This is a genomic window from Caldimonas sp. KR1-144, from assembly GCF_049446155.1.
GTDB lineage: Bacteria > Pseudomonadota > Gammaproteobacteria > Burkholderiales > Burkholderiaceae_C > Rivibacter.
Genome location: NZ_JBMSEE010000002.1, coordinates 656,300 through 673,421, shown reverse-complemented (window position 1 = coordinate 673,421; position 17,122 = coordinate 656,300). Strand labels below are relative to the sequence as shown.

Here is a 17,122-nt window from a genome sequence, read left to right as displayed (position 1 = left end):
ACCATGCGCCCTCTCTACATCTTCGACCTCGACGGCACGCTCGCCGACATCACACACCGCCGCCACTTCGTGGACGGCACCGGCCCGGAGAAGTCTTGGCCCAAGTTCTTCGCCGCGTGCGTCGACGACAAACCGATCCCGGCGGTCATCCGCACAATGGCCGCCGTGTGGGCTGGTTCTCTGACCAGCGTGTGGATCTGGTCCGGGCGCAGCGACGAGGTCGAGCAGGAAACGAGGGAGTGGCTCATCGAGCACACCATCTTCGGCGATCCCGACGCCGAGTCGATACAGCTGAAGATGCGCCGCGCCGGCGACTACACGCCGGACGAAGTGCTCAAGCAGTCCTGGCTCGACGCTCTCAGCCCGGAGGACCGCAGCCGCATCGTGGCCGTGTTCGACGACCGCGACCGCGTGGTCGAGATGTGGCGCCGCAACGGCATCCCCTGCTTCCAAGTTGCCCCCGGAGACTTCTGATGCCCCGCACATTCATGATGGTGGACTGCGAGACGCTCGCGCTCACACCCGACGCTCTCATCACGCAGATCGCAGTCGGCGTCTACGACCGCGATGCCGGCCAAATCACGTCGATGCTCGTCCTCCACCCGGACACCCACGAGCAGAGCAACCGCCGCATCGACTACGACACTGTCAGCTGGTGGATGAAGCAGAGCGCCCCGGCCCGCGAAGCAGTGTTCGGCTACACCGGCGAGCGCTTCAAGAAGGCTCGCATCCGCGAGATCCTCCACGCATTCTGCGCGAACGCCGAGGGCGGAATTTGGGCTGCGCCCAGCGCCTTTGACTTCGCCTTGCTGCGCGACTACTTCGATGCCTGCACGCCGTGGAGCTACCGCGCCGAGCGCGACATGACCACGCTGCGCCGCCTCATCGACCCGGACAGCACCTTGGAGCCGCCGAGCGACGCGGCGCGCGAGCACGACGCGGCTTATGACGTCGAGTGGCAGAGCACGTACCTGACCCTCCTGCTGGCCCGCTTCGATCGCCTGCGCGGGCCAGACTTCCGGCTGCAGGGGCTCGACAAGTGACGCCCGCCACCAAGCCGCGAGCACGGCTCGAGCACTGGTTCTTGCTCGGCGGCAACACTCTGTATGGGGCCGCCTACGGCTCCGTTCGCGCGGACGGCTCCCGCCGCCCCGACGGCACCGCCATCACGACCTCGCGCGTGCTGCGCTTGGACACGGCGGAGGGCATCGCGGAGACCGAGAACACGATCTACGAGCTGGGCAAGAAGCACCCCAGCTACAGCCCGGAAGAACGTTCCATCTACCAACCGTGCTGCGCGATCGAGAGGCGCAACCTGAACGGCAGCTGCGACAACTGCGGAGCCCCATGCCTATGAGCCACATCCTTGCCGCCTTCATCGGCGCCCTCCTCGGCCTGGCGCTCCTGGGTGGCTGCTCACCGCGTGCAGCTGTCGAGCCGTGGCACTACGCGACTGCCGTCGAAGCATGCCGCGGGGAACTCGCCTGGTTCACCGTCGACCCGCGAGGCGTCGCCGACAACAGGCGCTATGCCATCGAGGCCCGTTGCAAGAACAACACCACCGTGACCGGCAACTACGCCGTCCCGAGATGATTCACGACCTCGACGACATCGTCACGTTGGACTTCGAGTCCTACTACGCGGCGGACTACAGCCTCACGCAGAAGACGATGAATACGTCTGGCTACGTGTGGGACGACCGATTCAAAGCGCAGTGCATCGGCGTGTGCGACGGCACTAAGGACGCCGTGTGGTATGGGCCGGAGGACATCGAGCGGGCGATCAAGAAGCACGCGATCGACAAGCGCCCGATTGCCGCGCATAACGCCCACTTCGACGGATTCATCCTGTCGCAGCGCTACGGCGTCGTGCCGCCGTTCTACTACGACACGCTGAGCATGGCGCGCGCCCTCCACGGCTTCGCCACCCGGCACAACCTCGACACGATCGCGCGCCTGTACGGGCTGGGCGTCAAGACCGAGGGCCTGCTGAAGACGAAGGGCGTGCGGGACTTGGACCCCGAGACGCTCGAGATCCTCGGCGAATACTGCTGCAACGACACGGAGCTGTGCCGCGACGTGCTGGCCATCCAGGTCAAGAACTTCCCCCACAAGGAGCTGCGTCTCGTCGACTGGACGATTCGCGCCTTCTGCGACCCGGTACTGCGGCTCAACCAGGACCTGGTCAAGGAAGAGTACGACGCCCAGCTGGCTGACATCGAGGCGAAGCAGAAAGCAGCCGCGACCGACGCGATGCAGCTGCTGAGCGCCGAGAAGTTCGCGCTGATGCTCGAAGCGCTCGGCGTTGAGGTGCCGCTCAAGATGAGCCCCAGCACCGGCCAACTGACCTACGCCTTCGCCAAGTCCGACAAGGCGTTCACCGAGCTGCTCGAGCACGACGACCCGCGCGTCGTGGCCCTGGTCGAAGCCCGCCTGGCCACGAAGTCGACTATCGGCGTGACTCGCGCGAAGCGGTTCATGGACATCGGCGACCGCAAATTGCCGATGGCCTACAACTACGTGGCGGCGCACACCACGCGGTTCGGCGGCTCGAACAAGATGAACATGCAGAACCTCGAGCGCCAGGGGTATCTCGCAGACGGCAAGACCCCCGACATGGCCACGGCACGGCTGCGCCGTTCGATCGAGGCCCCCGCGGATCACATGGTGGTCGTGCGCGACTCGATGCAGATCGAGCCGCGCACCAACGGCTGGCTATGGGGGCAAGAAGACCTGGTCGACGCGTTCCGTCAATTCGACGCCGGCACCGGCCCCGATGTCTACCGCGTCCAGGCGCGCAAGACGTACGGCGTCCCGCTAGAAGAGATCACCAAGGACCAGCGCTTCCTGGGCAAGGTGCAGACGATTGCGCTGGGCTACCAGATGGGTTGGCGCAAGTACCAGGCCACGCTGGAAGGCGGTGCCCTCGGCGGTCCGCCGGTGATCGTCTCGGACCAGGAAGCCCAGCGCGACGTCTACGGCTATCGCGACTCCAACAAGCAGATCGTCGGCGGCTGGGAGCTGTGCGAACGCATCCTGCTCGAGATGGCCATCGGCAAGCCCGGTGAGTACAAGTGCCTGGCCTGGGAAAAGGACACGCTGTGGCTGCCCAACGGGCTGCCGATGCACTACACCGAGCTGTACGGCGTCGAGACGGACCGCGGCATCAGCGACTTCACCTACCTGTCGAAGAACAACGGCAAGCGCTCGAAGATCTACGGTGGGCTGCTGACCGAAAACATCGTCCAGGCCCTGGCCCGAATCATCGTCTCCGAGCAGCTGCTGCTCGTGCAAGACGCCGGATGGCGTGTCGTTGGCATGACGCACGACGAAGTGATCGCCATCGCGCACAAGACCCAGGCCGACCGCTGCCTGGATGACATGGCCAAGGCCATGAGCATCACCCCCGCCTGGTGCCGCGATCTCCCCATCAACTCCGACGGCGGCTACGCCTTCAACTACTCCAAATGAGCAACCTCACCGAAGAACTCGAGAAGAAGATCGTCGACGCAGCGCGGCGCCAGTCCCAAACCCACGCCGACACCGCGTTCACCCCCGCTTTCACCTACACCTACGAGCTCGATCGGCTGCTCGACCGCTGGGAACAGCGCTTGTTCCCCATCCGCGCGCGCGTCGGCGAGATCAAGAGTCAGATGCTCAAGCTGCGCGAGGAACTGGCGCAAATCCACCAAGCCCAGTTGGCCGAAACCATGCGCGCGAAGGTCGCCGACGAGGCCGCCACCGTCCTGGTCAAGATGCTCGGAGCCTGACATGACCGAACACCGCTTCAACCTCCCCATCGTCGCCAGCGTCGCCACCGGCGCCCTGCTGCTGTGCGTGCTCATGGCCGTCGACGCCTGGAAGACCGTGGCCACCAAGCGCTTGGACGCGGCTGCCAGCTCGAACAACCCCGCCGCACTGCTGTGCGCGGCCGAGGGCATCGACCGCTACAACCAGTCGTTCTGCCTGGAAGCCGCACGCGCCGCGCCGGCGCCGCACAAGCCCGCGATGCCCACCTCGTTCTGAGCCCGTCTCAGCTCTCAGCCCGAAGCCCGGCGATCCCGGGCTTCTTCACTTCGGAGACACCATGCGCGCGATTCTCATCGACCCCTTCGAGCGAACGATCACCGAGATCGACACGATCGAGCCGGGCAACCTCGACAGCTACTACGCCGCCTTGTCGCGACCAGGCGCACCCGTCACGACCTTCGATGTGGCGCGTTACGACGAGGCGGACATCGACATCTACGTCGATGACGAGGGGCTGATCACCGGCCGCGCGACGGCGTTCTTCCAATTGGGCGATCTCGACCCCTTGGCGGGACGCGGCGTCGTTGTCTCGACCGACGACGAAGGTAACTCGATGCCGCCGCGAGCCTCGCTCGAGCAGGTCAGGGCGATGACCCGATGGATCACGCCGATCAGCATCAACGGCAAGATCTGCTTCCTGCGGGAGGCTGCCGCGTGAAAAGCCGCTTCGCGTTGGGCGCCCTGCGCACTTCGCAAGCGGCCAAGAGCGCGCTTCACCGCATCGCTTACGACCTGATCTGCCGCCACGCCCTGTGTGACCACGGCCAGATCTCCATGATCGAGCGGCGCGCCAACGAGCGCAGTCTGGTGCATGGCGGGCGCGTCGTCTCACGCTACCGCAGCGACCCAACCAACCCGAACGCCCCATGGGTCATCGTGGTCACGGAGGCCGGCGGCATCCACACGACGGTGTTCATGGAGCACGAACTCACGACGCAACGCTAGGTGTTGCATTCTTCCACTCTCTACCATAGACTATGCAAGACGCACTCGACGCTCCCACCAAGATGGACGCAGCACCCCCGCCAAGCCCCCCGAAAACGATTGGCGACCTCATCGACAAACTGACCGAAGTGAAGCGCGAGCGCGCAGCACTGTCGAAGCAAGACAAGGTCTTGAAGGCCCAAGAAGACGAGCTTGATGAAGCGCTCATGGATCTGCTGGATGCCTCCGGCACCCGCGGCGCCGCCGGCCAGACGGCCAGCGTTTCGATCCAAGAGTCGGTCGTCCCGACGCTGAAGAACTTCGAGCTCTTCGCCGAGTTCCTCTACGAGAACCGCTACCTCCACCTTCTCAATCGCGCCCTCAACGCAGCCGCCTGCCGCGAGGTGTTCGAGAAGTTCGGCTCGATCCCGGGCGTCGAGCCATTCAACAAGCGCTCCCTGCGCTACACCGCCCGCTGACCCCCCCAAGGACTCTGAGATGCCCGACACCAAAGACGACGCCGTCCAAACCGACGCCGGTGCCGAAGTCGCTGCTCCGGCCGCGCCCGTGAACCAGGAACTCGTCGTGCGTGCGCGCGTCGACCTGCCGGCCATCCACGGCCAGTTCGGCGATGCCGCCAACGAGGTGCTGTCCCGCCTGGGCGCGCCGAGCTCGAACCGACTGAAGGTTACCCAGTCGAAGACCTTCGTGCTGCCCGACGGCACCGAGATGGGCGGCCCCCTGCCGTTTGTCATCGTCGACTTCGTGGCCGCGAACGCCTGGTACGCCAGCCAGTTCAACCCGAACGACATCACCCCGCCCGACTGCGCGGCGATCGGCGTCGATCCGAACGGCCTCAAGGCCTACGACGACAGCCCGGACAAGCAGTGCGACACGTGCGCGGCGTGCCCGAAGAACCAGTTCGGTTCGAACGGCCGCGGCAAGGCCTGCAGCAACACCAAGCTGCTGGCTCTGATGTCGCCGACCGCCGAGCCGGGCGCCGAGTTCCTGAAGCTGCGCGTGTCGGCCACGGCGCTGCGTCCGTTCGAAACGTACGTCCGCCAGCTGGCCAAGACCTTCGGCCGCCCGCACTACAGCGTGCTGACCTGGATCGGCTTCGATCCAGCCTCGACCTACGCCACCCTGCGCTTCGGCAACCCGATGCCGCTGGACGGCGATCTGTCGATCGAGGGCAAGATCGTCGACGGTCCGTCGCTGCTGGCCGAGGCCGTGGCCCGCCAGGACGAGGCTCGCGAACTGCTCCTGGCCAAGCCCGACTTCACGATCCAGGCCGCTCCGAAGCCCGCTGCGCGCGGCGGCCGTCGCGGTTGATGAGCTGAGCGTCCATGACCGACAACGTCCACAAGGCGCTCAAGTCGTGGCGCTCGCTCGTCTCCACACTGCCGTCGTTGACGGCAGAAGAAGTGCTGGCCGCCATCGAGCGCGAGAAGAACGGAAAGCGACGCAAGACCGTGCTTGACCGCCTCGCTCGCCGGATGACGCGGCTCAGCGAAATCCAAGCCTCTACCTTCTACAAGGATCTCACCCATGGCAACCACTGCCCCCAAGATGACTGCGACCGCTCCGAAGGCTGACCCGAAGCTGGTGAAGATCGCCACTGTGCGCTCCCAGCTCGCGGCCGCGCGCAAGGCCGCCGCCATTGCCCGCAAGGAGCACCTGGCCGCGCGCAAGCGCGTGACCGCCGCCGATGCCACGGCGCGCAAGGCTGCCGCCCAGGCGGTGCGCGAAGCGCAGAAGGCCGCTGCGCCCGTGGCCAAGGCCCGCGCCGCTGCGGACAAGACCGTGGCCAAGCTCTCTGGCCAGCTGGCCCGCCTGACCGCCCCCAAGGCGGTCTTCTCGGCCGCCGCAGCCGCCGTGGTCTGACCGCCAGCGATCGCAACGAAAGCCCCGGTCCGCCGGGGCTTTCTTCTTGGGAGACCCTCACATGCAAGACCTGGACGCACGCCGTGCGCACGAAGCCCGGCTCAAGGAAGCCATCCTCAACGCTGCCCGCCAGGCCGGTGTCGCGCATCTGCGCGGAGAGTATTCAGGCGCCGGTGACAGCGGCGACCACTGGGAAGTCAGCCTCGAGCCGGACAACCCCGAGCTGGACCAGGACGTTACGGTCGAGCTCGCCGAGTCCCAGTTCGACGCAAAGTCCCGGGAGTACAAGACGGTCCTTGTCGAGACGACGCTACCGCTGTCCGAGCTGTTCGACCGCTACATGGAGATGGTCGTCGAGTCGCGCCACGGCGGTTGGGAGAACAACGAAGGTGGCGCCGGCAGTCTGACGATCGACGTGGTCGAGGGCACCGTGACGCTCGAGCACACGACGTACTTCGAGGCGTCCGAGACGGACACCTACGCGCTGTGAACGCCCAGTTCTCAGCCGCCTGCTGGCCCGGCCTGAACCACCGGATGGTCGCCGCGCAGCTCCTGGCTGACGGCGCGCCGGTCGAGCCGCTGTTCGGCCCGCTCAGCCTGGACCATGTCCAGCTGGTCCCGCAAAGCTTCGGCCTGCTGGATGAGGCGATGGCCGACGAGCTGCAGGACGCGCTGCCCGGCACGCTGTTTCGTCTGCACGCCAACGTGCGGGTGCTCCCGCGGCACCGCTTCGCGGACCTGTCCGGCTTCAACCAGCACCGCGACTGGTTCACCCAGGCCGCGAGCATCAGCAAGCGCCTCGGCGCCGGCGCCTACAGCGCGCACTCTGGCTCCCGCAAGGAGGCCACATTCGCGCAGATGCTGGACAGCGCCCGGCGCTGCGAGGACTTGTTCGAGTGCGTGGTGGGCGTCGAGGGTCAGTACCCCACGCCGGCTGGCGACCTCTTGGTCAACAGCTGGGCTGAGTACGAGGCGCTGTTCGGCTCGGGCGTGTCCTACGCGCTCGACCTGTCCCACATCAACATCCTCGCCCACCACACCGGCGAGCGCCACACGGACCTGCTCGCCGAGATGCTCGGCGCCCCGCGGTGCCTGGAAGTCCACGTCAGCGACAACGACGGCACCGGCGACTGGCACCAGGTCTGCAGCGAACCCCCCTGGTGGCTCGACCTCCTTCACCACACCCACCCCGACGCTGTGATCTTCAGCGAAGGGAACCACCGCCGCAGCCGCAAGCTATGAACACCACCCTCTACACCTACGACACCGCCGCCGGCAAGCTCATCACCAACCCCGATGCGGTGCGCCTCGCCAGTGAGGCCGCGTTCGTCCGGGCCAAGCAAGCGGTGGCCGACGCCGCCTATGCCGGCACGGTGTGGGCGAAGCTGTTCATCGACACCCCATGGGTCGACTCCCTGCGCGTCACTATCAACGGCGAGCACGAGTACGACGACCAGGGCGGCACACGGTTGTATATGTACCCCAGCGTGCGCGCCGTAGATGTGGTTGACGGCGCGGAGCTGCCGGAGGGCGCGGAGCTCGACCCCGACGGCTGGCTCGACGACGAAGTGCGAGACGCGAACGACGACGGCGGCCTCACCCAGCCCTGGCGCGAGCGCGAGCTATTCGACGAGTCGTACACGCTGCGGCGCGAGAGCGTGGCGCAGCTGCTGAGCAGCCCGTTCGTCGATGGCTGGCCGGTTTTCCGCGCGCTGTTCCCGGAGTTCGCCGCCACGCTGTGGGCCGAGTACGAACACGCTGCGTCCCGGGTGGCGGCATGAGCGAAGCCGACATCCGCCGCCAGCTCGAAGCTGCCGGCTACGAGCCCGACCAGGTCGATGACATGGTCGCCGAGTGGGCCGACTTCGAGGTCGACCGCCGGCGCGACGAAGAGATGGAGGTCGCATGGACGCCTACGCCCGCGAGTACCTGAAGCGCAACGCCCCCGACCTGTCGTAAACCCTTCGCCGCCCTGGGGAGGGCAGCGCGGCTTGTGAGCCACCATGGCATCCAAGCCCGAGAACACCTGGATCTCCGCCACCCACAAGCTGCTGCCTCCCCTCAAGGAGCTGTACCGCGAGAAGATGTCGAACCCCTACCGGGGCGGCACGCCGGATGTCTTCTACAGCGGCTTCGCGCTCGACCTGTGGTGCGAGTACAAGCACGTGCTCAAGCTCCCGGTGCGAGTCAACCTTGTGCCGGACCTCTCAGAGCTGCAGCTCGACTGGCTCACCAAGCGCCGCGCCGAGGGGCGAAACGTCATCGTCGCCGTGGGCGTCGGCTCCGGCCGCAACGCAGGCGGCCTCTTCTTCCCCAACCCCAATTCGTGGCGAGAAGGTCTCAGTCCTGAGTCTTGCCGCGCCCAGTTGCTGAGCCGCGCCGAGTTTGCGGCTCGGCTCATTGCACACTGCAACCAGGGGATCAACCTGTGCTCAACACCTTGATCGTCGTCGCGCGAGGCGCCGGAGCGATCTACAAGTCTCTGAACTTCACCATCGGAGCGGTCGTGATCGCCCACGGCGCCTGGAAGTGGTATCAGAAGAACCGCTACATCGACAAGCCCCCCAAATGACAGGCCCCGGTTACAAAGGGGGTCCAAGAATGCGGTAGATTGTCGTTGGGAGTCCCCGATCCACTTAGATGGAGACCACGCAATGATCACAGATGACCTCTACACCGCCATCCGGCGGGAGCTCAAGAAGGCCAAAGACCCCAAGACCTGCAACGACATCTTCGACACGGCGGCGATCCGCCAGATGGAAGACGTCGACACCGAGGATGTCAGCAACGCACTGGCCGCCCTGTGGCGCCGGGGGTTCCTCGAGCGCTTCGCCGTGAACCGCGCCCACGGCCGCGGACCGCGGTATGGCTACAAACTTCGGGCTCCGAACGAAGAAATCCCGGCATTCAAGCCGGCCCCCCACGCAGTGAACGTCGACAATCTCAATGTCGAGGCACAAGATGATGGCAGTGTCGTCATCTCGACCGACAAGTTGGTGATCACTGTGAAGGCGGCCGGAGTTTCTCGTGCCCACAGTTCGTAAATCATCCGCTCGGTACTTCGTACTGGAAGCGAAACAGGTTATCCCTACGCCCGGGCCGCGCGCCTGGGCGCAGTGGATGAAGTTTCTTCCGGTCGCCGAGAGGATGGTTGGGGTCGACGAAGTTGGTGACGCCACGGTGGTTACCTGCTTCGTCGGGATAAAAATACCAAACCAAGAGCCCCGCCTGTTTGTCACAACGGTCTACGGCGGCGCCGAAGACCAGCTGACTCAGTGCTCGCCTGATTTGGAGAGCGCGACAAGGAAGCACAAGGAAATAGTGGCGCGGCTGCGCGCCGCGAAGTGATACTTCCACTCTACGCCACTCTACGATGGGGGAAACTGACCGTTTCCCCTGACCGCCCGCCAGACCGCGCCAATGCTTGACGTAGAGTCCGGCCCCGGGCACCAGGCGCGGCACGTTTTCCGCGCGCATCACACCGCAACATGCCGCCGATTCCATCCGTCACCCGTTGGCTGCTGATCCTGTGCGTGGGCATCTTCTGCGCGCAGCAGATCCCCGCACTGCGGGTGGCCGAGGCGCTGCTCGCGCTGTGGCCGCTGGGCAGCGGCATGTTCTGGCCGTGGCAGCCTGTGACCTACGCGTTCTTGCACGCCGATCCGACCCACCTGCTGTTCAACATGCTGGGCCTGTGGATGTTCGGCGCGGAGCTCGAGCGCGTATGGGGCTACAGGCGCTTCATGCAGTTCATGGCCGCCAGCATCCTGAGCGCTGCGCTGGTGAATCTGATGTGGTCCGCCATGTTCGGTTCGAACGCGCCCACCGTCGGCATCTCGGGCGGCGTCTATGGCCTGCTGCTGGCCTATGGCGTGCTGTTCCCGCATCGCCAGGTGATGCTGCTGATCCCGCCGATGCCCGTGAGCGCGCGGACCCTGGTGATCATCTTCGGCGTCATTTCGCTGGTCTACGGCGTCGCGCCGGGAGCCGGCGGCGTCGCGCACTTCGCCCACCTCGGCGGCATGCTCGGCGGCTGGCTGATGATCAAGTACTGGCGCGGACAGCCGCCGTTCGGCCGCCGCCGCTGACTTTCACGTGACGCAAAGCCCCTGGGGATTGCCGGGGGCTCGGGGCAGGTCCATGCTTTCGACTCGACGGGTTGCGAGTTGGAGGCCGTCATGCTGCTGCGATCTCTCTGCCTGGCCGCGGCCTGCTGCCTGAGCGCGGCCGCCACCCACGCTGCCGATCCCGAGCCCAGCCGACAAGCCCAGGCGCTGCGCCAGGCCAGCGATGCCGTGATCGGCCTGGACGTCACCGTGGCCGACGGGGCGCGCTCGATCGAGACGCTGGGCCGACAGCGCAGCGGTTCCGGCGTCGTGATCGGGCCCGACGAGCTGGTGCTGACGATCGGCTACCTGATCCTCGAGGCTGACGACGTGCAGATCGCGCTCGACAGCGGCAAGCGCGTGCCGGCGCGCGTGATCGCCTACGACCTCGCCTCCGGCTTCGGGCTTGTGCAACCGCTGGTGCCGCTCGGCATCGTGCCGGCCCCGCTGGCGCCGCCCGGCGCCGACACGCCGGCCGGCGAGCCGTTGATGGTGGTCAGCGGCGGCGACGAAGGCGCGCTCAGCATCGCGCGGCTGGCCTCGCGGCGTGCGTTCTCGGGCTATTGGGAGTACCACATCGAAGGCGCGCTGTTCACTGCGCCGGCGCGCACCGACCACTCCGGCGCGGGCCTGTTCAACGCGCAGGGCGAGTTGCTGGGCATCGGTTCGTTGCTGGTGATGGACGCGATGGGCGACGGCGAACGCTCGCCGGGCAACATGTTCGTGCCGGCCGCACTGCTGCCGCCGATCCTGGCGGAGCTGCGCCAGCACGGCAGCTCGCAGGCCAGCCACCGCGCCTGGCTCGGCCTCAACTGCGTCGAGCAGCAAGGCAGCGTGCGGATCGTGCGCATCAGCCGCGACAGCCCGGCCGAGCACGCCGACATGCGCGTGGGCGACGTGATCAAGTCGATCGACGGCCGGCCGGTCGCGAGCCTGGAGGCCTTCTACAAGACGTTGTGGGCCGGCAGTGCCGAGCGCGACGTGCAACTCGCGCTGCAGCGCGACGGCCGCGAGCGCCAGGTCGTCGTGCGCAGCGTCGACCGCATGCAGACGCTCGCGCGCGCAAAGGGCATCTAGCGCCGGGCCAGGGCCGCGAGGCCTTCGCGCACCGTCGGGTAGCGCAGGCGCAGGCCCAGCTCGCGGGTCAGCCGGCGGTTGTCGAGCCGGCGCGACTCGCTCATGAAGCTCAGCAGCGTCGCCGGCAGCTGCGCCGACGCGTCGGCGCGCGCGATGCGCGGCGGTCGCGGAAGGCCGGCGAGGTCGGCCACCAGGTCGAAGTAATCGCCCATCTTCAGCTCGGTGTCGTCGCTGGCGTGGATCACGCGATGCGGCGCGGCGCGATGCAGCGCCAGCACGCAGGCGCGCGCCAGGTCGTCGGCGTGGATGTGGTTGGTGTAGACGTCGTCGTCCGCGGCGAGCACCGGCGTGCCGCGCGCCAGGCGCGCTCGCGGATCGCCGCCCTCGCGGTCGAGCGCATAGATGCCGGGAATGCGCAGCACGCTGACCGCGACGCGGTGGCGGCGACCGAAGGCGCGCAGGCTGCGCTCGGCCGCAACGCGCCGACGCGCGCGCGCCGTCGCAGGCGCTGTGGCGCGCGTCTCGTCGAAGCGCTGGCCGCCGGCATCGCCGTAGACGCCCGTGGTGCTGCCATAGACCAGGCGCTCGACCACGCCGCCGCGCGCGAGCGCGCGCAGCAGCGCATCGGTGCGCGCATCGCCCTCGCCTTGCGCGGGCGGCGGCGCGAGGTGCAGCACGCGCGAGGCGAGCGCTCCGAGCCGCCCGAGCGTGGCCGGCTCGTCGAGGTTGCCGACCAGCGGAAGCGCGCCGGCCGCGCGCAGCTGCGGCGCGCGTTGCGGGCTCGAGGTCAGCACGCGCACGCGAAAGCGGCCGGCCAGCTGGCGCACGACGCGCGATCCGACGTCGCCGCAGCCGACGACGAGCAGGCGCGGACGCCGGAAAACGCTTGGACGGCAGGCAGGCAAGGTCATCGGCAAGGCGGCCGGCGCGATGGCGCCGGGCGGGCACAATTTCGGTTGGCGTCGCGAACGGGATCGATCTCCGCCCCGATTCGCGCGAATCGAGTTTCGCATCGAGGACAAGGAAATGACGTTCAAGGTCTTGCTGCAACCCAGCGGGCGCAGCTTCGACGTCGCACGCGACGAGCCCGTGCTCGCCGCGGCGATCCGCCAGGGCGTCGGTCTGCCCTATGGCTGCAAGGACGGCGCCTGCGGCTCGTGCAAGAGCCGCCTGCTCGAAGGCCGCGTGATCCACGGTGCGCACCAGACCAAGGCGCTCACGCCGGCGGAAGAGGACGGCGGCTACATCCTCACCTGCTGCGCGACGCCCCAGACCGATCTGGTCGTCGAGGCGCGCACGGTGCCCGGCGCCGGCGAGTTCCCGGTGCTCAAGATGCCCACGCGCGTGAGCGCGATCGCGCGCCCGGCGCCCGATGTCGCGGTGCTCAGGATGCAGCTGCCGGCCAACCTGCAGTTTCGCTACCACGCTGGTCAGTACGTCGAGTTCATCCTGCGCGACGGCACGCGCCGCAGCTACTCGATGGCGACCGCGCCGCACAACGCGCACGGCGGCATCGAGCTGCACATCCGCCACATGCCGGGCGGCAAGTTCACCGACCACGTGTTCGGCGCGATGAAGGAGAAGGAGATCCTGAGGCTCGAAGGCCCGTTCGGCAGCTTCTTCCTGCGCGAGGATTCGACCAAGCCGATCGTGCTGCTGGCCTCGGGCACCGGCTTCGCGCCGATCAAGGCGATCATCGAGCAACTGCAGTTCAAGCACAGCGAACGCGAGGCGGTGCTGTACTGGGGCTGCCGCAGCCGCGCCGACCTCTATTTGAACGAATGGGCGCAGGAGGCCGCGATCTCGATGCCCAGGCTGCGCTATGTCCCAGTGCTGTCCGAGCCCAAGCCCGAGGACGCCTGGCAAGGCCGCACCGGCTTGGTTCACCACGCGGTGATGGCCGACCTGCCGGACCTGTCGGGCTGGCAGGTCTACGCCTGCGGCGCCCCGGTGATGGTCGAGTCGGCCCAGCGCGACTTCGTTGCACGCTGCGGCCTCCCGGCCGACGAGTTCTACGCCGACGCCTTCACCTCCGAGGCCGACAAGCACGGCGGCTGAGGCTGCATCGTGGCCTCAGCCAGCCCATGGCGCGACCTCAGTGCCGCGGGGCCTCGGCCACCAGCGGCCGCGACAGCACGCGCCCTGCCGGCAGCGGCAACTGCACTTCCCACTGCGCAAAGTCGAGCTCGCCGGCCGCCTTGGCGCGAACGAACTCGGCCATGACTTCCGCACGGGTCAGCCCCGCGTGGCGCGTCGGGCTGCTGACCACGGGCGCGGGCAGCATCACTTCGCTGGCGGCGTGGTCGATCTGGTTCGCCGCGCGGGCCCGGGCAAGCTCTTCAGTCACCTCGGCGCGGCTCATCGGTGTCGACTGCGCCATCGCGCACATCGAGACCAGCAAGCCCACCCCCAGGACCTGGCAATGAATCCATGCTGTCTTCATGATCCGACCCCTCGACAAAGCCTGACAGCCGCCCGCCCCAAGGCGGGACGGCAACGCCTGCATCGCAGGCGGTATGGATCAAGCTAGATGGCCGGATGCGCCGGGGCAATCCATCGCCGGACGTAAGGCGTACGCAGTCTTGCGTACGCTTTCTTGCCGGCCAAGGAACGGCTTACTCGCCCAGGTAGGCAGCGCGGACCTTGGGGTCGTTGAGCAGGGTCTTGGCATCGCCGCTCATCGTGACTTCGCCCGAGTCCATCACGTAGCCGCGGTTTGCCAGGCCCAGCGCGCGGCTGGCGTTCTGCTCGACCAGCAGGATGGTCGTGCCGCGGGAGTGGATGTCGTTGACGACCTCGAAGATCTTGTCGACCATGATCGGCGACAGGCCCATCGAAGGCTCGTCGAGCAGCAGCACCTTGGGGCGCGCCATCAGCGCGCGACCCATCGCAAGCATCTGCTGCTCGCCGCCGGACATCGTGCCGGCGAGCTGATTGCGGCGCTCCTTCAGGCGCGGGAAGATCCCGAACACCTTCTCGATGTCCTCGTCGACCTCGCCGTCCTTGCGCACGAAGGCGCCCATCTGCAGGTTCTCGGTGATGGTCATGCGCGCGAACGTGCCGCGGCCTTCCGGCACCATGACCAGTCCTTGTTCCACCAGGTTCCAGGCACCCTGGCCCTTGATGCTGCGCCCGAGGAACTCGATCTCGCCTTCCTTGGGCGCGAGCAGGCCGGTGATGGCCTTGAGCGTCGTGGTCTTGCCGGCGCCGTTGGCGCCGATGAGGCTGACCAGCTCGCCCTGGCGCACCTCGAGCGACGCGCCCTTGACCGCCTGGATGCCGCCGTACGCGACCTTCAGGCCGCTGACCTTGAGCATGATTTCTGACATTTTCTCTATGACTCCTGCGCCATGATCTGCCGGGCGCCGGGCCGCCTCCAAGCCCGGCAGCGCCCCCTCGGGGGGCAGCGAGCGAAGAGAGCGTGGGGGCTCATTAATGCGTCGCGTGACCGGCGCCGAGGTAGGCCTCGATCACCTTTTCGTTCTTCTGCACGTCGGCCGGGTTGCCTTCGGCGATCTGCTTGCCATAGTCGAGCACGGTGACGCGGTCGCACAGGCCCATCACCAGCTTCACGTCGTGCTCGATCAGCAGGATCGTGCGGCCGTCGTTGCGGATGCGGTCGATCAGCTCGCGCAGCACCACCTTCTCGGTCGCGTTCATGCCGGCGGCCGGCTCGTCGAGCGCGATCAGCTTGGGATCGGTAGCCAGCGCACGCGCGATCTCGAGACGGCGCTGGTCGCCGTAGCTCAGCGTGCGCGCCTTGAAGTCGGCGTACTTGGCGATGCCCACGTACTCCAGCAGTTCGCGCGCGCGCCGCTCGATCGCCGCTTCCTCGGCCTTGAAGCTGCCGGTGCGCAGCACCGCGCCGAACAGGCCCGAGTGCGTGCGGATGTGCCGCCCGACCATCACGTTCTCGAGCGCCGTCATGTCGGCGAACAGGCGGATGTTCTGGAAGGTGCGCGCAATGCCGGCGCGCGCCACTTCATGCACGGCGGTGGGCTTGTAGGGCTGGCCCTCGAGCTCGAAGCTGCCGCCGTCGGGCGTGTACAGCCCGGTTATGACGTTGAAGAAGGTCGTCTTGCCCGCGCCGTTGGGGCCGATCAGGCCGTAGACCTGGCCGCGGGTGATGGTGATGCCCACGTCGCTCAGGGCCTGCAGGCCGCCGAAGCGCTTGGAGACGTTGGCTACGCGAAGAATGGTGTCGGTCATGTCGTTGTACTCCGCGCTCGTCACTTGCCCGCCGCCGGCGGCGCGACCTTGCCGTGCTCGGGCGAGGGCCAGATGCCGCGCGGACGCAGCAGCATGATGATGATCATCGCCAGCGCGATCATCAGCTGGCGCAGGATGGCGGAATCGAGGCGCCCGTCGGTCATGGCCTGCAAGGGGCCGGCAACGTAGCGCAGCACCTCGGGCAGCGCCGCGAGCAGCAACGCGCCGACGATCACGCCCGGAATGTGGCCCAGGCCGCCGAGCACCACCATGGCCACGACCATGATCGACTCCTGCAGCGAGAACGACTCCGGCGAGATGAAGCCCTGGAACGACGCGAACATCGTCCCCGACACGCCGCCGAAGGTCGCGCCCATGCCGAACGCGAGCAGCTTCATGTTGCGGATGTTGATGCCCATCGCCTTGGCGGCGATCTCGTCCTCGCGCATCGCCATCCAGGCGCGGCCGATGCGGCTGCGCTCGAGGCGATAGCAGATCACCACGCTGACGACGACCAGGGCAAGGAAGAGGTAGTAGTACAGCGTCACCGGCGGCAGCTCGAAGCCGCCGATCTCCAGGCGCTTGCCGAGGTTGAGCCCGAAGACGTGGAACGAGTCGATCTGCGAGATGCCCTTCGGGCCGTTGGTGATGTTGACCGGCGCGTCGAGGTTGTTGACGAACACGCGGATGATCTCGCCGAAGCCGAGCGTGACGATCGCCAGGTAGTCGCCGCGCAGGCGCAGCACCGGCGCGCCGAGCAGCACGCCCGCCAATGCCGCGAGTCCGGCGCCGAGCGGAATCACCAGCCACAGGGGCAGGTGCAATCCCTGCGGGAACATCGCGTGGATGGCCGGGAAGTGGTCCGACAGATGCGGACTGGCGAGCAGGCCGAACATGTATGCGCCGACCGCGTAGAACGCGACGTAGCCCAGATCCAGCAGGCCGGCGTAGCCGACCACGATGTTCAGGCCCAGCGCAAGCAGCACGTACAGCAGCGCGATGTCGATGATGCGCACCCAGGCGTTGCCGAAGTACTGCGCGATCAGGGGCGTCACCAGCAGCAAAGCCGCGGAGACGATAAAGACGACGAGCTTGTTCTTCATCATGATGGTT

General features: G+C 67.3%; 29 protein-coding genes. 24 read left to right on the top strand and 5 right to left on the bottom strand.

Annotated elements, in window-relative coordinates:
* The first annotated feature begins 3 nt into the window (after positions 1-3).
* From ACO2TI_RS07295 to ACO2TI_RS07185, 23 genes are all read left to right on the top strand, one after another.
* On the top strand, positions 4-474 hold the full coding sequence (locus ACO2TI_RS07295) for a hypothetical protein (RefSeq protein ID WP_423283123.1): 471 nt from the start codon (positions 4-6) through the stop codon (positions 472-474).
* The gene (locus ACO2TI_RS07290; protein WP_423283121.1) at positions 474-1,043 is read left to right on the top strand and encodes a 3'-5' exonuclease; all 570 of its coding nucleotides are present in this window, start codon (positions 474-476) and stop codon (positions 1,041-1,043) included. Before ACO2TI_RS07295 ends, ACO2TI_RS07290 begins: the two co-directional genes overlap by 1 nt.
* Entirely contained in the window at positions 1,040-1,357 is a 318-nt protein-coding gene (locus ACO2TI_RS07285; RefSeq protein ID WP_423283120.1) for a hypothetical protein, read from the top strand. The genes ACO2TI_RS07290 and ACO2TI_RS07285 overlap by 4 nt, the downstream gene beginning before the upstream one ends.
* Positions 1,354-1,593 carry a hypothetical protein gene (locus ACO2TI_RS07280; protein WP_423283119.1) on the top strand — a complete coding sequence of 80 codons (240 nt, stop codon included), beginning with the start codon at positions 1,354-1,356 and terminating at the stop codon, positions 1,591-1,593. Before ACO2TI_RS07285 ends, ACO2TI_RS07280 begins: the two co-directional genes overlap by 4 nt.
* Positions 1,590-3,470 (top strand): DNA polymerase, encoded by a 1,881-nt coding sequence (locus ACO2TI_RS07275; protein WP_423283118.1) that lies wholly within the window; start codon positions 1,590-1,592, stop codon positions 3,468-3,470. The genes ACO2TI_RS07280 and ACO2TI_RS07275 overlap by 4 nt, the downstream gene beginning before the upstream one ends.
* The gene (locus ACO2TI_RS07270; RefSeq protein ID WP_423283116.1) at positions 3,467-3,769 is read left to right on the top strand and encodes a hypothetical protein; all 303 of its coding nucleotides are present in this window, start codon (positions 3,467-3,469) and stop codon (positions 3,767-3,769) included. Before ACO2TI_RS07275 ends, ACO2TI_RS07270 begins: the two co-directional genes overlap by 4 nt.
* Before the next feature lies 1 nt (position 3,770).
* The gene (locus tag ACO2TI_RS07265; RefSeq protein ID WP_423283114.1) at positions 3,771-4,025 is read left to right on the top strand and encodes a hypothetical protein; all 255 of its coding nucleotides are present in this window, start codon (positions 3,771-3,773) and stop codon (positions 4,023-4,025) included.
* Between the two features lie 61 nt (positions 4,026-4,086).
* A complete protein-coding gene (locus ACO2TI_RS07260; RefSeq protein WP_423283113.1) occupies positions 4,087-4,467 on the top strand; it encodes a DUF3846 domain-containing protein in 381 nt (126 codons plus the stop codon).
* Entirely contained in the window at positions 4,464-4,754 is a 291-nt protein-coding gene (locus ACO2TI_RS07255; RefSeq protein WP_423283111.1) for a hypothetical protein, read from the top strand. The genes ACO2TI_RS07260 and ACO2TI_RS07255 overlap by 4 nt, the downstream gene beginning before the upstream one ends.
* A gap of 32 nt (positions 4,755-4,786) precedes the next feature.
* Positions 4,787-5,212: a hypothetical protein gene (locus ACO2TI_RS07250; RefSeq protein ID WP_423283110.1), complete on the top strand. Its 426-nt coding sequence runs from the start codon at positions 4,787-4,789 to the stop codon at positions 5,210-5,212.
* 19 nt (positions 5,213-5,231) lie between these two features.
* The gene (locus ACO2TI_RS07245; protein ID WP_423283108.1) at positions 5,232-6,065 is read left to right on the top strand and encodes a hypothetical protein; all 834 of its coding nucleotides are present in this window, start codon (positions 5,232-5,234) and stop codon (positions 6,063-6,065) included.
* A gap of 14 nt (positions 6,066-6,079) precedes the next feature.
* The gene (locus ACO2TI_RS07240; protein WP_423283106.1) at positions 6,080-6,328 is read left to right on the top strand and encodes a hypothetical protein; all 249 of its coding nucleotides are present in this window, start codon (positions 6,080-6,082) and stop codon (positions 6,326-6,328) included.
* Positions 6,303-6,617: a hypothetical protein gene (locus ACO2TI_RS07235; RefSeq protein ID WP_423283104.1), complete on the top strand. Its 315-nt coding sequence runs from the start codon at positions 6,303-6,305 to the stop codon at positions 6,615-6,617. Before ACO2TI_RS07240 ends, ACO2TI_RS07235 begins: the two co-directional genes overlap by 26 nt.
* A 61-nt stretch (positions 6,618-6,678) precedes the next feature.
* On the top strand, positions 6,679-7,107 hold the full coding sequence (locus tag ACO2TI_RS07230) for a DUF6878 family protein (RefSeq protein ID WP_423283102.1): 429 nt from the start codon (positions 6,679-6,681) through the stop codon (positions 7,105-7,107).
* Entirely contained in the window at positions 7,104-7,859 is a 756-nt protein-coding gene (locus tag ACO2TI_RS07225) for a hypothetical protein (protein WP_423283100.1), read from the top strand. Before ACO2TI_RS07230 ends, ACO2TI_RS07225 begins: the two co-directional genes overlap by 4 nt.
* Entirely contained in the window at positions 7,856-8,398 is a 543-nt protein-coding gene (locus ACO2TI_RS07220; RefSeq protein WP_423283098.1) for a hypothetical protein, read from the top strand. Before ACO2TI_RS07225 ends, ACO2TI_RS07220 begins: the two co-directional genes overlap by 4 nt.
* Positions 8,395-8,550 (top strand): hypothetical protein, encoded by a 156-nt coding sequence (locus ACO2TI_RS07215; RefSeq protein WP_423283096.1) that lies wholly within the window; start codon positions 8,395-8,397, stop codon positions 8,548-8,550. Before ACO2TI_RS07220 ends, ACO2TI_RS07215 begins: the two co-directional genes overlap by 4 nt.
* A gap of 70 nt (positions 8,551-8,620) precedes the next feature.
* Positions 8,621-9,061: a hypothetical protein gene (locus ACO2TI_RS07210; protein ID WP_423283094.1), complete on the top strand. Its 441-nt coding sequence runs from the start codon at positions 8,621-8,623 to the stop codon at positions 9,059-9,061.
* A complete protein-coding gene (locus ACO2TI_RS07205; RefSeq protein ID WP_423283092.1) occupies positions 9,046-9,189 on the top strand; it encodes a hypothetical protein in 144 nt (47 codons plus the stop codon). The genes ACO2TI_RS07210 and ACO2TI_RS07205 overlap by 16 nt, the downstream gene beginning before the upstream one ends.
* Positions 9,190-9,271: 82 nt before the next feature.
* The gene (locus ACO2TI_RS07200) at positions 9,272-9,661 is read left to right on the top strand and encodes a hypothetical protein (RefSeq protein WP_423283090.1); all 390 of its coding nucleotides are present in this window, start codon (positions 9,272-9,274) and stop codon (positions 9,659-9,661) included.
* Positions 9,645-9,965: a hypothetical protein gene (locus tag ACO2TI_RS07195; protein ID WP_423283088.1), complete on the top strand. Its 321-nt coding sequence runs from the start codon at positions 9,645-9,647 to the stop codon at positions 9,963-9,965. The genes ACO2TI_RS07200 and ACO2TI_RS07195 overlap by 17 nt, the downstream gene beginning before the upstream one ends.
* A gap of 140 nt (positions 9,966-10,105) precedes the next feature.
* The gene (locus ACO2TI_RS07190; RefSeq protein ID WP_423283086.1) at positions 10,106-10,705 is read left to right on the top strand and encodes a rhomboid family intramembrane serine protease; all 600 of its coding nucleotides are present in this window, start codon (positions 10,106-10,108) and stop codon (positions 10,703-10,705) included.
* A gap of 90 nt (positions 10,706-10,795) precedes the next feature.
* A complete protein-coding gene (locus ACO2TI_RS07185) occupies positions 10,796-11,800 on the top strand; it encodes a S1C family serine protease (RefSeq protein WP_423283084.1) in 1,005 nt (334 codons plus the stop codon).
* On the opposite strand, the gene ACO2TI_RS07180 is transcribed toward ACO2TI_RS07185, so the two are convergent.
* A complete protein-coding gene (locus ACO2TI_RS07180; protein ID WP_423283082.1) occupies positions 11,797-12,711 on the bottom strand; it encodes an NAD-dependent epimerase/dehydratase family protein in 915 nt (304 codons plus the stop codon). The genes ACO2TI_RS07185 and ACO2TI_RS07180 overlap by 4 nt on opposite strands.
* Before the next feature lie 115 nt (positions 12,712-12,826).
* On the opposite strand from ACO2TI_RS07180, the gene ACO2TI_RS07175 reads away from it, so the two are divergent.
* Positions 12,827-13,858 carry a CDP-6-deoxy-delta-3,4-glucoseen reductase gene (locus tag ACO2TI_RS07175; RefSeq protein WP_423283081.1) on the top strand — a complete coding sequence of 344 codons (1,032 nt, stop codon included), beginning with the start codon at positions 12,827-12,829 and terminating at the stop codon, positions 13,856-13,858.
* A 37-nt stretch (positions 13,859-13,895) separates the two neighbouring features.
* Here the strand turns inward: ACO2TI_RS07175 and ACO2TI_RS07170 are convergent, their stop codons facing one another.
* From ACO2TI_RS07170 to ACO2TI_RS07155, 4 genes are all read right to left on the bottom strand, one after another.
* A complete protein-coding gene (locus tag ACO2TI_RS07170) occupies positions 13,896-14,162 on the bottom strand; it encodes a hypothetical protein (protein ID WP_423283080.1) in 267 nt (88 codons plus the stop codon).
* A 253-nt stretch (positions 14,163-14,415) separates the two neighbouring features.
* Entirely contained in the window at positions 14,416-15,129 is a 714-nt protein-coding gene (locus ACO2TI_RS07165; RefSeq protein WP_423283078.1) for an ABC transporter ATP-binding protein, read from the bottom strand.
* Between the two features lie 103 nt (positions 15,130-15,232).
* Complete coding sequence (locus tag ACO2TI_RS07160; RefSeq protein WP_423283076.1) at positions 15,233-16,009, bottom strand: ABC transporter ATP-binding protein; 777 nt, start codon at positions 16,007-16,009, stop codon at positions 15,233-15,235.
* Positions 16,010-16,029: 20 nt separating this feature from the next.
* Entirely contained in the window at positions 16,030-17,112 is a 1,083-nt protein-coding gene (locus ACO2TI_RS07155) for a branched-chain amino acid ABC transporter permease (protein ID WP_423283075.1), read from the bottom strand.
* Positions 17,113-17,122 lie beyond the last annotated feature (10 nt).

Bases quoted from the DNA above. Each gene is read 5' to 3' on its own strand.
- ACO2TI_RS07295 (WP_423283123.1), top strand. From the start codon at position 4: ATGCGCCCTCTCTACATCTTCGACCTCGACGGCACGCTCGCCGACATC.
- ACO2TI_RS07290 (WP_423283121.1), top strand. From the start codon at position 474: ATGCCCCGCACATTCATGATGGTGGACTGCGAGACGCTCGCGCTCACA.
- ACO2TI_RS07280 (WP_423283119.1), top strand. From the start codon at position 1,354: ATGAGCCACATCCTTGCCGCCTTCATCGGCGCCCTCCTCGGCCTGGCG.
- ACO2TI_RS07275 (WP_423283118.1), top strand. From the start codon at position 1,590: ATGATTCACGACCTCGACGACATCGTCACGTTGGACTTCGAGTCCTAC.
- ACO2TI_RS07270 (WP_423283116.1), top strand. From the start codon at position 3,467: ATGAGCAACCTCACCGAAGAACTCGAGAAGAAGATCGTCGACGCAGCG.
- ACO2TI_RS07265 (WP_423283114.1), top strand. From the start codon at position 3,771: ATGACCGAACACCGCTTCAACCTCCCCATCGTCGCCAGCGTCGCCACC.
- ACO2TI_RS07260 (WP_423283113.1), top strand. From the start codon at position 4,087: ATGCGCGCGATTCTCATCGACCCCTTCGAGCGAACGATCACCGAGATC.
- ACO2TI_RS07250 (WP_423283110.1), top strand. From the start codon at position 4,787: ATGCAAGACGCACTCGACGCTCCCACCAAGATGGACGCAGCACCCCCG.
- ACO2TI_RS07245 (WP_423283108.1), top strand. From the start codon at position 5,232: ATGCCCGACACCAAAGACGACGCCGTCCAAACCGACGCCGGTGCCGAA.
- ACO2TI_RS07240 (WP_423283106.1), top strand. From the start codon at position 6,080: ATGACCGACAACGTCCACAAGGCGCTCAAGTCGTGGCGCTCGCTCGTC.
- ACO2TI_RS07235 (WP_423283104.1), top strand. From the start codon at position 6,303: ATGACTGCGACCGCTCCGAAGGCTGACCCGAAGCTGGTGAAGATCGCC.
- ACO2TI_RS07230 (WP_423283102.1), top strand. From the start codon at position 6,679: ATGCAAGACCTGGACGCACGCCGTGCGCACGAAGCCCGGCTCAAGGAA.
- ACO2TI_RS07220 (WP_423283098.1), top strand. From the start codon at position 7,856: ATGAACACCACCCTCTACACCTACGACACCGCCGCCGGCAAGCTCATC.
- ACO2TI_RS07215 (WP_423283096.1), top strand. From the start codon at position 8,395: ATGAGCGAAGCCGACATCCGCCGCCAGCTCGAAGCTGCCGGCTACGAG.
- ACO2TI_RS07210 (WP_423283094.1), top strand. From the start codon at position 8,621: ATGGCATCCAAGCCCGAGAACACCTGGATCTCCGCCACCCACAAGCTG.
- ACO2TI_RS07200 (WP_423283090.1), top strand. From the start codon at position 9,272: ATGATCACAGATGACCTCTACACCGCCATCCGGCGGGAGCTCAAGAAG.
- ACO2TI_RS07190 (WP_423283086.1), top strand. From the start codon at position 10,106: ATGCCGCCGATTCCATCCGTCACCCGTTGGCTGCTGATCCTGTGCGTG.
- ACO2TI_RS07185 (WP_423283084.1), top strand. From the start codon at position 10,796: ATGCTGCTGCGATCTCTCTGCCTGGCCGCGGCCTGCTGCCTGAGCGCG.
- ACO2TI_RS07180 (WP_423283082.1), bottom strand. From the start codon at position 12,711: ATGACCTTGCCTGCCTGCCGTCCAAGCGTTTTCCGGCGTCCGCGCCTG.
- ACO2TI_RS07175 (WP_423283081.1), top strand. From the start codon at position 12,827: ATGACGTTCAAGGTCTTGCTGCAACCCAGCGGGCGCAGCTTCGACGTC.
- ACO2TI_RS07170 (WP_423283080.1), bottom strand. From the start codon at position 14,162: ATGAGCCGCGCCGAGGTGACTGAAGAGCTTGCCCGGGCCCGCGCGGCG.
- ACO2TI_RS07165 (WP_423283078.1), bottom strand. From the start codon at position 15,129: ATGTCAGAAATCATGCTCAAGGTCAGCGGCCTGAAGGTCGCGTACGGC.
- ACO2TI_RS07160 (WP_423283076.1), bottom strand. From the start codon at position 16,009: ATGACCGACACCATTCTTCGCGTAGCCAACGTCTCCAAGCGCTTCGGC.
- ACO2TI_RS07155 (WP_423283075.1), bottom strand. From the start codon at position 17,112: ATGAAGAACAAGCTCGTCGTCTTTATCGTCTCCGCGGCTTTGCTGCTG.